The following is a 14,728-nucleotide window of genomic DNA, read 5'->3' on the forward strand; positions in this document are numbered from 1 at the left end:
ATACCTCGGCGGCCGGAAACTACGCTTCCACGAGCCCCTTGGCGTCCCGGGCCAGCGCCGTGAGCCGGGATATCGCGCGGAAGTACTTCTTGCGGTATCCGCCGTTCAGCATCTCCTCGCTGAACAGCTTGTCGAAGGGCATTCCGGCGGCGAGGACCGGTACCTCGCGGTCGTACAGACGGTCGGCGAGCACGACGAGGCGCAGTGCGGTCGACTGGTCCGGGACCGGCTGGACGTCGGTGAGGCAGACGGCCCTGACACCGTCCGTCAGGGCGCCGTACCGGCTGGGGTGGACGCGCGCCAGGTGGTCGAGCAGGTGCGGGAAGTCGTCGAGCGAGGCGCCGGCGGTGGCGTACGCCGCCTTGGTGACCTGCTCGTCGGAGAACGGCGCCGGGGCCTCGGGCAGCCCGCGGTGGCGGTAGTCCTCGCCGTCGATGCGCAGCGGCCGGAAGCGCGCCGACAGGCCCTGGATCTCCCGCAGGAAGTCCGCGGCCGCGAACCGGCCCTCACCGAGCTTGCCCGGCAGCGTGTTCGAGGTGGCGGCGAGCGCGACGCCCGCGTCGACCAGCTTGCCGAGCAGGGTGGAGACGAGGACGGTGTCGCCGGGGTCGTCGAGTTCGAACTCGTCGATGCAGAGAAGACGGTGGCCCGAGAGCGTCTGCACGGTCTTCTGGAAGCCGAGTGCGCCGACCAGGTTGGTCAGCTCCACGAAGGTGCCGAACGCCTTGAGCGCGGGCTCCGCCGGGGTCGCGTGCCAGAGGGAGGCGAGCAGATGGGTCTTGCCGACGCCGTAGCCGCCGTCGAGGTAGACGCCGCGGGGGCCGGCGGGCGTCTTCGGGGCCTTGCCGAAGCCGAACAGCCGGCGCTTGCCGCCGCCGACCGCGTGTGCCCCGCCGAGACCGGCCGCGAAGCTGCCGAGGACATGCACCGCCTCGGTCTGACTCGGCTGGTTCGGGTCCGGGATGTACGTGGCGAAGCGGACCGAGTCGAAGCGCGGCGGCGGCACCATCTCGGCGACCAGTCGGTCGGCGGGGACGTGCGGCTCGCGGGCGCACAGGGACAGCGGGGCCGCTTCGGCTATCGGGTCGATCCCGGAGGCGGTGGTGGAGGACGACACGGTTCCCCACTCTAAGGGCCGTGCCACACTGCACGTCATGCGACGCCTGTTCCCTGTGACCTACGAAACAGCAGCCCAGGCCTCGGGTGGGACCCCTGAGCCGGATGTGACGGACCGGGAGTGGGGGCTCGGGGAACTGGCGGAGGCCTACGCCTACCCCGACCGCCGGGAGCCCTGGCTGCGCGGCAACATGGTCTCCACGCTCGACGGCGCGGCCCAGCACGACGGGCGCTCGCAGCCCATCTCCAGCGCCACCGACATGCGGATCTTCGGGGTACTGAGGGGGCTCGCCGACGTGGTGGTCGTCGGCGCCCAAACGGTACGCCAGGAGGGCTATCGTCCGGCACGCGCGCGTGAGGCCTTCGCGGAGCTCCGGGAGGCGGCCGGACAGGGCCCCGCGCCCGCCATCGCCGTGGTCACCGCCAGCCTCGACCTGGACTTCTCGCTGCCGCTCTTCACCTCGCCCCTGGTGCCCACGCTGGTGCTGACGGGTGCCGCGGCGGCTCCCGACCGGGTCGCGGCGGCCGAGAAGGCGGGTGCCCAGGTGGTGATCGCCGGGGACGGGATGGGGGTGGACCCCGCCCGAGCCGTACGGGCCCTCGGGGAACTCGGTCTGACCCGGCTGCTGACCGAGGGCGGGCCCCGTCTGCTCGGCCAGTTCGTCGCGGGAGGAGTGCTCGACGAGCTCTGCCTGACCGTGTCACCGATGCTCGCCGCCGGTGACGCGCAGCGCATCGCCGGAGGGCCCTCGATGGCGGTCCCGGCGAGGTTCGAACTCGTGTCCCTGCTGGAGGAGGCCGGGTTCCTGTACAGCCGATACCGTCGATCCTGACAAGTCGGTGAAATGCCTCATTCCGGTTATCTTCCGTTGGGCACACTAAATCTCGCAGACCTCGTGCGGTCACGGGGCAGGATGGTTTCCGCAGGGGCCTTGGACGGGCCCACGGAGGAGAAGGGCGCCTGTCGTGTTCACAAGCGTATTGATGATCGAGAAGGCCCTGACGTCTGCCGACGTGGAGTTCGTCACCACCTTGCACGGCGATGAGGCGGTCGCCTTCCATGTGCTGCTCCAGCCCCGTGGGGACCAGGCGGACCGGCTGCTGCGGGCCATCGACGACGTCGCGCTCGGTGAGCTGGACGAGGCGGCCCACGAGCGCGAGACACCGGAGGGCGAGGAGGCGGTCGGACAGGGGCGGCAGGCCCTCGACGTGTCGCTGCTGGCTCTGCGCTCGGCCGGCAGCGAGGCCGAGGGCCGGCTCATCGAGGACCACCCGCTGGACGCGCTGAAGGCCCTGGTCGACGAGATCGAGGCCGACGAGGTCATCGTGCTGACCGACCCCCACTACGTGGAAGAGTTCTTCCACCGCGACTGGGCCTCCCGGGCCCGCCACAAGGTGGGCGTGCCGGTCCTGAAACTGTTCTCGCACAGCAAGGTGTGATCGCTGCCGCCGGGCCGGCCCGTGGGGCGTCGCCGGGGTGCGGTGTTCTCCGCGGTGCGGGTGCTTCGTGGCTGGTCGCGCCCGCGGTGGAGCCGCAGGATGAGCGCTGCCCCGCGCCCGTTCCCGGCATCGTCGCCGACGCCCCTTGCAAGGCGCCGGACGCCGCACGCAATAGGCTGGGGTCGCGCTCCGTCCGCGGGCGCGCTCAGCCTCGTACCGGATCTTGGGGAGAACAGCGCATGGCACCCGGCCTTCCTACCGCCATGGACCGACCGCACTTCATCGGCATCGGCGGCGCCGGAATGTCGGGCATCGCGAAGATCCTCGCGCAGCGCGGGGCCAAGGTGGCGGGGAGTGACGCCAAGGAGTCCGCGACCGCCCAGGCCCTGCGCGCGCTCGGCGCGACGGTGCACATCGGGCACGCGGCCGGCCATCTGGCGTCCGACTCCACCTGCGTCGTGGTCTCCTCCGCGATCCGCCCGGACAACCCGGAGCTGGCCCGCGCCGCGGAGCTCGGCATCCCGGTGGTCCACCGCTCGGACGCCCTCGCCCGGTTGATGGACGATCTGCGCCCCGTCGCGGTCGCGGGCACCCACGGCAAGACGACCACGACGTCGATGCTGGCGGTGTCCCTGTCCACCCTGGGTCTGTCCCCGTCGTACGCGATCGGCGGCGACCTCGACGCCCCCGGTTCGAACGCCCTGCACGGCGAGGGCGAGATCTTCGTCGCCGAGGCCGACGAGTCGGACCGCAGCTTCCACAAGTACGCGCCCGAGGTGGCGATCGTGCTGAACGTGGAGCTGGACCACCACGCCAACTACGCGTCCATGGACGAGATCTACGAGTCCTTCGGGACGTTCGTGGACCGCATCACCTCGGGCGGCACGCTGGTGATCTCGGCGGACCACGAGGGCGCGCGCGAGCTGACGCGCCGCGTCACGGCCGCGGATGTCCGCGTGGTGACGTACGGCGACGCGGCGGACGCGGACGTCCGGGTGCTCTCCGTGGTCCCGCAGGGCCTGAAGAGCGAGGTGACGGTACTGCTGGACGACTCGGAGCTGACCTTCACGGTCTCCGTCCCCGGCCGCCACTACGCGCACAACGCGGTGGCGGCGCTGGCGGCCGGCGTCGCCCTTGGCATCCCGGCCACCGAGCTGGCCCCCGCGCTGGCCTCCTACACCGGTGTGAAGCGCCGCCTCCAGCTGAAGGGCGAGGAGGCGGGCGTCCAGGTCATCGACTCCTACGCGCACCACCCGACGGAGATGACGGCCGACCTGGAGGCGATGCGCGCGGCGGCCGGTGACGCCCGCATCCTGGTGGTCTTCCAGCCCCACCTGTTCTCCCGCACCCAGGAGCTGGGCAAGGAGATGGGCGAGGCCCTGTCCCTCGCCGACGCCTCGGTCGTCCTGGACATCTACCCGGCCCGCGAGGACCCGATCCCGGGCGTCACCAGCGAGCTGATCATCGAGGCGGCACGGGCGGCGGGCGCGGATGTGACGCCGGTCCACGACAAGGGTGAGGTGCCCTCTGTGGTCGCGGGAATGGCGAAGCCCGGTGATCTCGTTCTCACCATGGGCGCGGGCGACGTCACGGACCTCGGACCCGAGATCCTGACCCGCCTGTCGAAGTAGCCATACGCCGTACCTGTAGTGAGGGGTTGAGCTTCATGTCGTACGACATCGAAAAGCCGGACGAGCAGTGGCGCGCGGAGTTGACCCCGGCCGAGTACGCGGTCCTTCGCAAGGCGGGCACCGAGCCCGCCTTCACGGGCGAGTACACCGACACCAAGACCAAGGGCGTCTACTCCTGTCGCGCGTGCGGCGCAGAAATCTTCACGTCCAACGAGAAGTTCGAGTCGCACTGCGGCTGGCCGTCCTTCTTCGACCCGAAGGACACCGACGCGGTCGAACTGATCGAGGACCGGTCGCACGGCATGGTGCGGACCGAGGTGCAGTGTGCTCGGTGTGGGTCGCATCTCGGTCATGTCTTCGAGGGCGAGGGGTATGCGACCCCGACCGACCAGCGGTACTGCATCAACTCCATCTCGTTGCGGCTGACGCCCGACGAGACGTGATCCGGCGCCCGGGCGGAACACGTGTGCGGCACGGAACGCACGGCTGACATGAGCCGTGTTCAGCCCGAGACGGCCGACATTCCGCCGGAAGCGGCCGTGACCGGTGCGCCGGAGAAGATGACGTGGGGATCGGACGGGGCCTGGTTGAGCACCCACAGGCCGATGAGCGTGGCCAGGGTGAAGACGACGGCGATCAGGACGGCGAGGACGAGCCGTCGCCGTCGCTCGCGGCGCAGCCACTCGCCGCGCGCGGTGCGATAGGCATCGGGGGCGGCCCGCACGCCGCCGGCCAGCGCCTCCAGGGCCTGGCTCAGCTCCTTCTCGGTCCGGCTCTGCTCCGCGCGCTCGTTTTGCGTCCGGTCCGGACTGGTGTCGTTCATCGCCGGGCCTCCATCGCCTGGGTCAGGGCGGCGATGCCGCGCGCTGTGTGTGTCTTGACCGATCCGCAGGAGATGCCCATCGCGGCGGCGATCTCGCTCTCCTTCAGCCCGAGCCAGTGCCGCAGCACGAGCGCCTCGCGCTGCCGGGGCGGCAGTTGCTGGAGCGCGTCGATCAGCACGCGCTGGTCGTCATGGAGGAGGGCGGTGCTCTCGGCGGAGGCGACGCTGTCGTCGGGCGGGTTCTCCACGTGCTTGCGGGCGACCTGGAGGTGCCGTATGCGCATCCGGGTCAGATTGCACACGGTGGAGCGCAGATACGCCTCCGCGGCCTCGACATCCCGCAGCCGCCGCCACTTCCGGTAGATCTGGTAGTAGGCCTCGGCCACCAGGTTCTCCGGGTCGTCGGCGCCGAGCAGGGCGGCGAGGCGCAGCATCGAGGCGTAGTGCGTTTCGAACAGACGGGCAAGCGCGGCCTCCCGCTCCAGGTCGGCCGGATCGCCCGCCTTGGGGGAGAGGGCCTCGGTCGCGGCTGTGGGCTGCGGGATCAGCGGCTCGGTGTCGGCCGGAGCCGCCTGCGGCACCGGTACGGCCATCTGCTGTCTGCGTCTCACGGCTTGCTCGCTCCCGTCTCGGGGCGCCGCCTGACGGTCAGGCGGGACGGTAGATCGGTGACGTCGGTGCCGCGCGGGACACCGAGGCGTTCGAGGGCCGCGGTGCCGGCCACGGCGACGGTCAGATTCAGCAACAGGGCGGCCAGCCCCGCGTAGATCTCCAGCGGCTGCTCGCCGACACCGAGGGGCACGACGGACGAGAAGCCCTCGCGCACCACGAGGAACGTCCCGGCCGCCATACCCACGCCCCATCCGGCCAGGAGCGCCCGAGGGTGCAGCCGACCGGTGAACAGCCCGACGGCCACGGCCGGGAAGATCTGCAGGATCCACACCCCGCCCAGCAGTTGGAGATTTATGGCGTCCTGGTCGCGCAGCCCGAACACGAACGCGACCGCCCCCACCTTCGCGGTGAGCGAGACCGCCTTGGCGATGCGCACCTGCCGCTTGGGCGTGGCCGTCGGATGGACGTACTCGACGTACACGTTGCGTACGAAGCCGGTGGCGGCCGCGATCGACATCACGGCGGCCGGGACCAGCGCCCCCACGGTGATCGCGGCGAACACCAGCCCGGCCAGCGGCGCCGGCATCAGCCGGTCCACCAGCATCGGCACGGCGGCCTCGGCGCCGCCCTCCGGGGCGCGTACCCCGGCCGCGAGCGCCGCGATGCCGAGGAAGCCGAAGAGCGCGAGCAGCCCCGTCCAGGCGGGCAGTGCCACGGAGACCTTGCGCAGGGTGCGCGGGCCGTCGGCGGCGAAACCGGCGGTGAGGACGTGCGGGTACATCAGCAAAGCCAGCGCCGAGCCCAGCGCGAGGGTGGCGTACGCGGGCTGCTGGGCGGGGGACAGGAGGAGAGCGGAGTGCGCCGTGTCCGTGCCGCCGAGCCGCACGGCCGCGCGGTCGAAGACCGCGCCGGGACCGCCGAGCCGGTCCAGAACCAGCCATGTGACGGCGGTGAGTGACACGAAGACGGCCACCGCCTTGAGCGCGGAGATGACGGCGGGGGCGCGCAGCCCGTGCCGGTACGTCGCCACCGCGAGGCCCGCGAACAGCGCCACCATCACCAGATCGCCCGTCGCACCCCGCGGATAGACACCACCGGCGGTCAACACCGCGCGGATGCCGAGGAGCTGCAGCGCCAGATACGGCATCGTCGCGAGGATCCCGGTCAGTGCCACGACCAGGGCCAGCGGCGGCGAACCGTAGCGAGCGCGCACGAAGTCGGCGGCGGTGACATAGCCGTGGCGGCGGGCCACGCTCCACAGCCGGGTCAGCAGGACGAAGGCGAGCGGGCAGACGACCACGGTGTACGGCACCGCGAAGAAGGCGGGCGCGCCGTTGCCGTACGCCAGTCCCGGCACGGCGGTGAAGGTGTACGCGGTGAAGATCGTGCCGCCGAGCAGCAGCCAGGTCCAGACAGGGCCGAGGCTCCGGTCGGCCAGTGCCCAGCCCTCCAGGGACGGCAGCCGATCGCTCGGGCGCAGCCGCCGTGCGGTGACGGCCAGCAGCGACGCCCCGCCGATCACAGCGAGAAACGTCGCGGTCATGGCGCCATCCGCCATCGGTCACCGTCCTTGGTGTGCCTGAGCCTCACCGGTTAGTTGCGCGGACGGCGCATTCGGATGACGGAAAACCGGCGGGAAATCTTCTGGAAATTCGCTGTCAACCACTTCCGGCGGGTGCGCAACTCTTGCACAGACCGACAGCCCAGGGGGAGAGGAGAGCAGGTCATGGCACCCACCGTTCGTCACCGGCTACGACACGTCGCCATCGCCGTACTGCTTCTCGCGCCCACGGCAGGCCTGCTGTGGGTCCCCTGGTACGCCGGTGCGAGCCCACGGCTCGCGGGGACGCCGTTCTTCTACTGGTACCAACTCGCCTGGGTACCGGGCTGCGGGCTGTGCCTGCTCGCCGCGTACGCGCTGACCAGGCACGAACGCGACGATCCCTGATCCGGCCCAGCAGGTAGCTGTACCCCTTTCACCGCAACACCTCCCGAGGTGAGGAGCCGCCATGCCCAAATCCGCCATGCCCGAATCCGGTCTCCCGGCGCCGGTGGGCCCGTCGCCCGCACGGCCCCGTCCGACCCCGCGCGCCGTCCTGCTGTGGACCGCCGTGGCCCTGCTCGGCGCCGTCGGCTGGGGCGTCCTCGCCCTGGCCCGGGGCGAGAAGATCTCCGCGGTCTGGCTGGTCGTCGCCGCCCTCGGTTCGTACGCCATCGCCTACCGCTTCTACTCCCGCTTCATCGTCCGCCGGGTGCTGAAGCCGGACGACCGCCGGGCCACCCCCGCCGAACGTCTGGAGGACGGCGTCGACTTCCAGCCCACCGACCGCCGGGTGCTGCTCGGCCACCACTTCGCCGCGATCGCCGGCGCCGGACCGCTGGTGGGCCCGGTGCTCGCGGCGCAGATGGGCTATCTGCCCGGCACCCTGTGGATCGTGGCCGGGGTGATCTTCGCCGGGGCGGTGCAGGACATGGTGGTGCTGTTCCTGTCGATGCGGCGGGACGGCAAGTCGCTCGGGCAGATGGCTCGTGACGAGATCGGCCGGGCCGGTGGCGCGGCAGCCCTGATCGCGGTCTTCGCCATCATGATCATCCTGCTCGGTGTGCTGGCCCTGGTCGTGGTCAACGCCCTCGCCCACTCCCCGTGGGGCACCTTCTCGGTGGCCATGACCATCCCCATCGCCCTGTTCATGGGCCTGTGGCTGCACATCCTGCGCCCGGGCCGGGTGATGGAGGCCAGCGTGATCGGCGTGGCGCTGCTGCTCCTCGCCATCGTCGGCGGCGGCTGGATCGAGAAGTCCTCGCTGGCCGACACCTTCACGCTCAGCCCCACGACCTTGGTCTTCTGCCTGATCGGATACGGCTTCGTCGCCTCCGTACTGCCGGTCTGGATGCTGCTCGCCCCGCGGGACTACCTCTCCACCTTCATGAAGATCGGCACCATCGCGCTGCTCGCGGTCGGGGTCGTGGTCGCCGCGCCCGTCCTGCGCGCGGACGCGGTCAGCGACTTCGCCTCCTCGGGCGCGGGCCCGGTCTTCGCCGGCTCCCTCTTCCCCTTCCTCTTCATCACCATCGCGTGCGGCGCGCTCTCCGGCTTCCACTCCCTCGTCGCTTCCGGCACCACCCCGAAGCTGATCCAGAAGGAGTCACAGGTCCGGCTGATCGGCTACGGCGCGATGCTGATGGAGTCGTTCGTCGCGATCATGGCGCTGATCGCCGCGGCCACCCTGGAACCGGGCCTGTACTACGCGATGAACGCCCCCGCGGGTCTGCTCGGCACCACGGCCGAATCCGCCTCCCACGCCGTGGCCGGGCTCGGTTTCACCATTACCCCCGACCAACTGACACACGCGGCCGGCGCGGTGGAGGAGCAGACCCTGATCGCCCGCTCCGGCGGCGCCCCGACCCTCGCCGTCGGCATGTCGGAGATCTTCTCCGGTGTCTTCGGCGGCACCGCGCTGAAGGCCTTCTGGTACCACTTCGCGATCATGTTCGAGGCGCTGTTCATCCTGACGACGGTCGATGCCGGCACCCGGGTCGGGCGCTTCATGCTCCAGGACATGCTCGGCAACGTCTGGAAGCCGATCGGCCGGGTCAACTGGAAGCCGGGCATCTGGCTGTGCAGCGGACTCGTCGTGGCCGCCTGGGGCTACTTCCTCCACTCCGGCGCCACCGACCCGCTGGGCGGAATCAACCAACTGTTCCCGCTCTTCGGCATCGCCAACCAGCTGCTCGCCGCGATCGCCCTCACCGTCTGCACCACGGTCCTGATCAAGTCCGGACGGCTGCGCTGGGCCTGGGTGACCGGCGTCCCCCTGGCCTGGGTCGTCGCCGTCACCTTCACCGCCGGCTGGCAGAAGATCTTCTCCGACGATCCCCGCGTCGGTTTCTTCGCCCAGCGCACGCGGTACGCCGACGCCCTCGATGCCGGCCAGGTCCTGCCGCCCGCCAAGACCCTCGACGACATGCACACCGTGGTCTCCAACTCCACGGTCGACGGCGTCCTGATCGCGCTGTTCCTGCTGCTGGTCGCCGTGGTGATCGGCAACGCGGCGGTGGTGTGCGTCCGGGCCGTACGTTCCCCCGTACCCCTGCCGACGACCGAGGCGCCGTACGCCGAATCCCGCATCGATGTGCCCGAGCAGACGGCGCAGCCGCTGGTGGGAGCCCGCCCATGAGCGTGCCGCGGTGGGCCCGGGCCGTGCGCTGGTACCTGCGCGAGCTGACCGGGGAGGCGGAGTACGACCGCTACTGCGAGCGGCACCGGCGCCACCACCCGCTCGCCCCCGTGCCGACCCGCCGGGAGTACGAGGTGCTGCGCACGCTCCACCGGGAGGCCCACCCCCAGGCCCGCTGCTGCTGACGCACGACCCCGAACCGCGGGGCGGGCGCGCCTCGAGTCGATTCCGCCGCAGTCTGGCCTGGCACATCGCCCGCCGCCCCGGCGGCCTGGTCGCCCTGGCGATCCAGTACGGGCACATGCGCACCATGCTCGACACCCACACCGCCAACGGATACGGCTCCCGCAGCCGAGGCGGCATCCATAGCGTCTTGGACATCGAAACCGCGCTTGCCGCCGCCGACACCGCAGCCCACCTGCGCGATCGCATCGACGCCGGCGAGAACATCTCCGGCCCCGCCGCCCGACGCGCCATCACCGCCGCTGCCCACGCGCCCCGTTTCGAAGGCCGCTTGACCAGCACCAAGTTCGCCAAACAGGCCGCCGCCCATCTCGCCCGCGACGGCATCGTTCTGCACGACAACCCCGACGCCTACCTGATCTGCGCCTTCAAACGCGACACCGCCCTCTGTGCTCGCACCCCCGACGACACCGTCCCCACCCTCAACGACTGCCGCCCCGGCTGCGGCAACGCCGTCCGCACCGACACCCACGCCCGCCAACTGCGTGAACGCGCCGACGAGATCGACCAGCTCGCCGCCCACGCACCCAACGGCACCCGCAAGAGGCTGCACCACAACGCGAACCGGCTCCGCGGGACCGCCGACGCCCACGACACCACTGCCAGCAAAGCCGAGGTCTCCACATGACGGCCCAGCACGACGACGAACGCGCTCGCATTCGCGAGGCGATCGACCGGCTCCTGGCCGGCCACACCGGCTTCGGACGTCCCCATGGCCAGCAGGCGGTTGGCCGCTGCGGTCCCCCATGTGGCCGCCCGGGCCAGTTCCCGCTGAACGGCTGGTGAATACGTTCTTTTCAAGGCCGCAGGAGCGTGACGAGAAAGAAGGCGGGCTTGTGAAAGAGACCCAGCACGACACTTGTGTGATCGGGGCGGGACCAGCCGGGCTGGCGGTCGCGAGGGCGCTGACGGAGCGGAATCTCCGCTATACGCATATCGAGCGACACACGGGCGTCGGGGGCCTGTGGGACATCGACAATCCCGGTAGCCCGATGTACGAGTCGGCGCACTTCATCTCCAGTAAGACCCTTTCGGGCTACGGCGGCTGGCCGATGCCGGACCGGTTCGCGGACTACCCGCCGCACACTCAGATCCTTACCTACCTGACATCCTTTGCCGAGGCGTACGGGCTGACGGAGCGGATCGAGTTCTACGCCGTCCGGCGCCCCGACCCCTGGCCGCGCTGGTTCGGCTTCCACGAGATCTTCCACGCCTTCACCCTGGCCGGGTACTGCGCCCACTACGCGGCTGTCCTCATCGTCGTCTGCCGACCCTGAAGCGGCGATACACACCTGAATCGGACCGGGGCCCCTGCCGTCCTGCACCTCCCAGGCTGCCCGTCCCGGCGAGCATTCGACATCAGCCCCCGGCGCTGTGGTCCGCACCGGGGGCTGACTCCTGTTCTTGCGCGCGAGGTCAGCGCACCGCGGCGGATTGACGCTCGGCGGCACTGGGTTGGGGCCTCTCGGTGAGGCTGGTGCCCTCGATGTCCAGATCGGGCAAGACCTTGTCGAGCCGGGCGGGCAGCCACCAGGCGTGGCGTCCGACCAGTGTGAGAACGGCGGGGACCAGCGTCATGCGGACGGCGAACGCGTCTATGGCGCCGCCGATGGCGAGGGAGAAGGCGATGGGCTTGATGATCGCGTCGTCCAGCGAGAAGAAGCCCGCGAAGACGGCGAACATGATCAGGGCCGCGGCCGTGACAACACGAGTGCTGTGCCGGGCACCGTCCACCACGGACTGGCGGGCCCGGCGGGTCTGGGTCCACTCCTCGCGCATGCCGGCGACCAGGAAGACCTCGTAGTCCATGGCCAGGCCGAACAGGACGCCGATGAGGATGATGGGCAGGAAGCTGACGACGGGTCCGCTGTGGGGTACGCCGAGCATTCCGGCGCCCCAGCCCCAGCTGAACAGCGCGACAACGGCCCCGAGGGCGGCGGCCGCCGACAGCAGGAAGCCGACGGTGGCCTTCAGCGGGATGACGACCGACCGGAAGACGATCATCAGCAGGACCAGGCTGAGCCCGATCACGATGGCCACGAACGGCAGCAGTGAGTCGCCGAGCCGCTTGGAGACGTCGATGTTGACGGCGGCGGTGCCCGTCACGGCTACGCTCGTGCCGGTGGAGCGGTGGATCTCGGCGCCGGCCGCGCGGATGTCGCTGACGAGCCGGTCGGTGCTCGTGTCCTCGGGACCGGTGGTGGGGATGACCTGGATGACGTGCTGGCCGGGATCGGCCGTGGGTGCGGGCGGGGAGACGACCTTGACGCCCGGCAGGGTGGCCAACCGGGTGGCGACGTTCACCGAGGCGGCGGCCGCGTCCGTGCCGTGCGTGTCGGTGACGACCAGCAGGGGGCCGTTGAAGCCGGGACCGAACTTGGCGGTGATGGCGTCGTAGGCCATGCGCTCGCTGGAGGATGTCGCAGCGGATCCGTTGTCCGGCAGCGACAGGCGCAGATCCAGGGCCGGCACGGCGAGGGTGAGCAGGACACCGGCTGTGGCAAGGACGGTCAGCAGGGGCTTGGCCATGACGAGTTTGATCCAGCGGCCGCCGAGGGTGTCCTTGGCCGAGGGTTCGGCGGCGTGGCGGGCGCGGCCTTCGGCGCGGCTGCCCGTCTTGGGGACCAGCCGGGATCCGGCGAACCCCGGCGATGGCGGGCAGCAGCGTGGTGGCGGCCAGTACCGCGATGGCGACCGCGCCGGCCGCGCCGAGCCCCATCACGGTGAGGAAGGGGATGCCGATGACCGACAGCGCCGCCGACAGCGAGGCTGGCTTCGAGGCGGTGTCGATCACGCGGGCCTGAACACAAGCACTTGACAGGGAAGGGCGGTGGAGCCTTTGGCCTCGGGCCCGGGAGTCGGCTCCGATTCCCGCCTCGGCCCGCGGGCCCACCTTCCGTGCGCGGGACATGACCGAGGGGCCGGCGAAATCGTCGGCCCCTCGGGTTTCAGTAGCGGGGACAGGATTTGAACCTGCGACCTCTGGGTTATGAGCCCAGCGAGCTACCGAGCTGCTCCACCCCGCGTCGGATGACCCCACCCTACGCCAGAATTCGCGGCCCTCACACCAAGATCGCCCTCCATGAGCGGCACCGGCGGTGCGATCAGCTCGGAGCGGGCCCCGAGTCCGGGCGGGCCTTCACGCCGGACCCCGGCGCCACTTCTGATGCGGCCTGGGCGAAGGCCAGGATGATCGGGATCTCCTTGCTGGTGCGCCAGAGACGGGAAGGCGGACGCCGACTCGTCTGCCGCCGCGCAACCGGCGGTTCGGTGAGGCGCCGGGTGCCGACGCCAGCCCCTTGATGAGCCGGCGAGCGTGATCGCTCCTCCTGTTCGGGTGTGCTCGCGGATGCGGGACGGCGATGGTCACCTGCCAGGTGCCGATGACGTCACAGCGCCTTGCGGTGCACGAGGGCCGAGAGCACGAATGCACCCGGCAGCAGGGGCAGCCAGATCGTCAGGACGCGGTAGCCGATGACGGTCGCGGTGGACAGGTCCAGGGGGGCGTCCAGCGCGACCATGGTGAACACCAGGGCAGCGTCCACGGGGCCGATGCCGCCCGGCGCGGGCACTGCTCCGACCGCGGTGCTGGCGGCGAGGAACGCGAAGACCACCTGTGGCCAGGACAGCGGCAGACCCAGCGAGGCCCCGACCGAGGCGATCACGCTCGCCTGGAGCACCGGGGCGATGGCCGAGCCGCCCCAGAGGGCGAGGACGCGGCTGGGCCGGGAGTGCAGCAGCCGTACGTCGGTCAGAGCGGTGCGTACGAGGTCGAGGACGGGGCGGCGCAGCGGACGTACCACCGTGATGAGCAGGGCCGGCACGGTCAGGCCGATGGTCACGCCCCCGGCGATCACGAGCAACGTCCGCTCGTCCGGGGCGAGTTGACCGAGTCGCAGCAGGTCGGGGAAGGCCACCACGAAGACCAGGAGCACCAGCGTCTTCGCGATCGGTTTGACCAGCGAGTACAGGGCGAGCGAGGCGGTGGCCCGCGCGAGGGGGATGCCGTGGCGCTGCAGGAAGCGCAGGGTGACCGCGTGCGCGCCGATGCTCGCCGGAAGCACATGGTTCGCGGCACCGGCGGCGAACTGCGAGGCGAGCAGCGGCCCCGGCGGAAGCCGTTCCGGTATGGCTCCCTGTCGGACGACCGCGGCGGCCACCCAGCCCAGGCAGGTGAAGAAGAGCCCGGAGAGCAGCCACCAGGGGTCGGCGGAGGCCAGCCGGGCGGCGCCGTCGGACACCGCGTGCCGGTCGACCGCCGCCCACGCGCCGATCAGCAGGAGCGGGACCAGACTCAGCACCCGGCCGGCCAGGCGTGCGGCGGAGGGGGAGCGGACGGGGGCCGGAGCGGGGAGCGGCCCGGGGAGTTCATCGAGCGGGAGCAGGGACACGGCGCACGTCGTCCTTCCACGTCGCGCACCGCGCGGTGCGGGGCGGACGGATACAAGGCGAGGCAGGAGGGGACGGCGGAAACGTGCCCGCCCGGTGTGACGCCATGGTGTCCGGGAGCCGAAGGAGCGCGGGCGGGTGGGCGACGCGGCCCACCCCCGTCTCTCGCACCGCGTGCTCCCGGCGCGGCCCGCCCTCGTCTCTCGCACCGCGTGCTCCCGACGCAGGTGATGTGTACGGGCCTGGTGAGCCGCGCGTCTTCGAGGCATGCGACTCCGGTGCGGCGGAACATCTCG

General features: G+C 71.1%; 15 protein-coding genes, 1 tRNA gene and 2 pseudogenes. 10 read left to right on the forward strand and 8 right to left on the reverse strand.

What is annotated here, in order from left to right; translation table 11 throughout:
- Nucleotides 1-19: 19 nt before the first annotated feature.
- The gene (gene zapE, locus OG390_RS39290) at nucleotides 20-1,117 is read right to left on the reverse strand and encodes a cell division protein ZapE (protein ID WP_399084771.1); all 1,098 of its coding nucleotides are present in this window, start codon (nucleotides 1,115-1,117) and stop codon (nucleotides 20-22) included.
- Between the two features lie 37 nt (nucleotides 1,118-1,154).
- Here zapE and OG390_RS39295 point away from each other — a divergent pair, with 37 nt between their 5' ends.
- The 4 genes from OG390_RS39295 (at nucleotide 1,155) to msrB (ending at nucleotide 4,630) form a co-directional block, all read left to right on the forward strand.
- The gene (locus OG390_RS39295) at nucleotides 1,155-1,949 is read left to right on the forward strand and encodes a pyrimidine reductase family protein (protein WP_406174586.1); all 795 of its coding nucleotides are present in this window, start codon (nucleotides 1,155-1,157) and stop codon (nucleotides 1,947-1,949) included.
- 133 nt (nucleotides 1,950-2,082) lie between these two features.
- Complete coding sequence (locus tag OG390_RS39300) at nucleotides 2,083-2,556, forward strand: indole-3-glycerol phosphate synthase (protein WP_406174587.1); 474 nt, start codon at nucleotides 2,083-2,085, stop codon at nucleotides 2,554-2,556.
- Between the two features lie 239 nt (nucleotides 2,557-2,795).
- Entirely contained in the window at nucleotides 2,796-4,187 is a 1,392-nt protein-coding gene (murC, locus tag OG390_RS39305) for a UDP-N-acetylmuramate--L-alanine ligase (protein ID WP_406174589.1), read from the forward strand.
- A gap of 35 nt (nucleotides 4,188-4,222) precedes the next feature.
- Entirely contained in the window at nucleotides 4,223-4,630 is a 408-nt protein-coding gene (msrB, locus tag OG390_RS39310) for a peptide-methionine (R)-S-oxide reductase MsrB (RefSeq protein WP_406174590.1), read from the forward strand.
- A gap of 59 nt (nucleotides 4,631-4,689) precedes the next feature.
- Here msrB and OG390_RS39315 read toward each other — a convergent pair whose 3' ends face one another.
- From OG390_RS39315 to OG390_RS39325, 3 genes are read right to left on the reverse strand one after another with little or no spacing between them, the layout of a single operon-like run.
- Nucleotides 4,690-5,010 carry a hypothetical protein gene (locus OG390_RS39315; RefSeq protein ID WP_406174592.1) on the reverse strand — a complete coding sequence of 107 codons (321 nt, stop codon included), beginning with the start codon at nucleotides 5,008-5,010 and terminating at the stop codon, nucleotides 4,690-4,692.
- The gene (locus OG390_RS39320) at nucleotides 5,007-5,621 is read right to left on the reverse strand and encodes a SigE family RNA polymerase sigma factor (RefSeq protein WP_406174593.1); all 615 of its coding nucleotides are present in this window, start codon (nucleotides 5,619-5,621) and stop codon (nucleotides 5,007-5,009) included. The genes OG390_RS39315 and OG390_RS39320 overlap by 4 nt, the downstream gene beginning before the upstream one ends.
- Nucleotides 5,618-7,180, reverse strand: a complete 1,563-nt coding sequence (locus OG390_RS39325) for a sodium:solute symporter (RefSeq protein ID WP_406174595.1) — start codon at nucleotides 7,178-7,180, stop codon at nucleotides 5,618-5,620. Before OG390_RS39325 ends, OG390_RS39320 begins: the two co-directional genes overlap by 4 nt.
- Nucleotides 7,181-7,348: 168 nt before the next feature.
- Here OG390_RS39325 and OG390_RS39330 point away from each other — a divergent pair, with 168 nt between their 5' ends.
- The 6 genes and pseudogenes from OG390_RS39330 (at nucleotide 7,349) to OG390_RS39355 (ending at nucleotide 11,320) form a co-directional block, all read left to right on the forward strand.
- Entirely contained in the window at nucleotides 7,349-7,570 is a 222-nt protein-coding gene (locus OG390_RS39330) for a DUF3311 domain-containing protein (RefSeq protein ID WP_399084747.1), read from the forward strand.
- Between the two features lie 76 nt (nucleotides 7,571-7,646).
- Nucleotides 7,647-9,800: a carbon starvation CstA family protein gene (locus tag OG390_RS39335; RefSeq protein WP_406178129.1), complete on the forward strand. Its 2,154-nt coding sequence runs from the start codon at nucleotides 7,647-7,649 to the stop codon at nucleotides 9,798-9,800.
- Nucleotides 9,797-9,985: a YbdD/YjiX family protein gene (locus tag OG390_RS39340; protein WP_406174596.1), complete on the forward strand. Its 189-nt coding sequence runs from the start codon at nucleotides 9,797-9,799 to the stop codon at nucleotides 9,983-9,985. The genes OG390_RS39335 and OG390_RS39340 overlap by 4 nt, the downstream gene beginning before the upstream one ends.
- A gap of 116 nt (nucleotides 9,986-10,101) precedes the next feature.
- On the forward strand, nucleotides 10,102-10,671 hold the full coding sequence (locus OG390_RS39345; protein WP_406174598.1) for a hypothetical protein: 570 nt from the start codon (nucleotides 10,102-10,104) through the stop codon (nucleotides 10,669-10,671).
- A gap of 208 nt (nucleotides 10,672-10,879) precedes the next feature.
- Nucleotides 10,880-11,194 (forward strand): annotated as a pseudogene (locus OG390_RS39350) (NAD(P)-binding protein); the annotation flags it as partial.
- Nucleotides 11,186-11,320 carry a hemolysin III family protein gene (locus OG390_RS39355; protein WP_406178131.1) on the forward strand — a complete coding sequence of 45 codons (135 nt, stop codon included), beginning with the start codon at nucleotides 11,186-11,188 and terminating at the stop codon, nucleotides 11,318-11,320. The pseudogene OG390_RS39350 and the gene OG390_RS39355, both read left to right, overlap by 9 nt.
- 139 nt (nucleotides 11,321-11,459) lie before the next feature.
- On the opposite strand, the gene OG390_RS39360 is transcribed toward OG390_RS39355, so the two are convergent.
- From OG390_RS39360 to OG390_RS39375, 4 genes and pseudogenes are all read right to left on the reverse strand, one after another.
- On the reverse strand, nucleotides 11,460-12,572 hold the full coding sequence (locus OG390_RS39360) for an MMPL family transporter (protein ID WP_406174600.1): 1,113 nt from the start codon (nucleotides 12,570-12,572) through the stop codon (nucleotides 11,460-11,462).
- Between the two features lie 151 nt (nucleotides 12,573-12,723).
- Nucleotides 12,724-12,954: pseudogene (locus OG390_RS39365) on the reverse strand (hypothetical protein); the annotation flags it as partial.
- 41 nt (nucleotides 12,955-12,995) lie between these two features.
- A tRNA-Met gene (locus tag OG390_RS39370) sits at nucleotides 12,996-13,069 on the reverse strand.
- 363 nt (nucleotides 13,070-13,432) lie between these two features.
- Nucleotides 13,433-14,434 (reverse strand): YbhN family protein, encoded by a 1,002-nt coding sequence (locus OG390_RS39375; protein ID WP_406174601.1) that lies wholly within the window; start codon nucleotides 14,432-14,434, stop codon nucleotides 13,433-13,435.
- Nucleotides 14,435-14,728 lie beyond the last annotated feature (294 nt).

It is taken from the genome of Streptomyces sp. NBC_00996 (genome assembly GCF_045162675.1).
GTDB lineage: Bacteria > Actinomycetota > Actinomycetes > Streptomycetales > Streptomycetaceae > Streptomyces.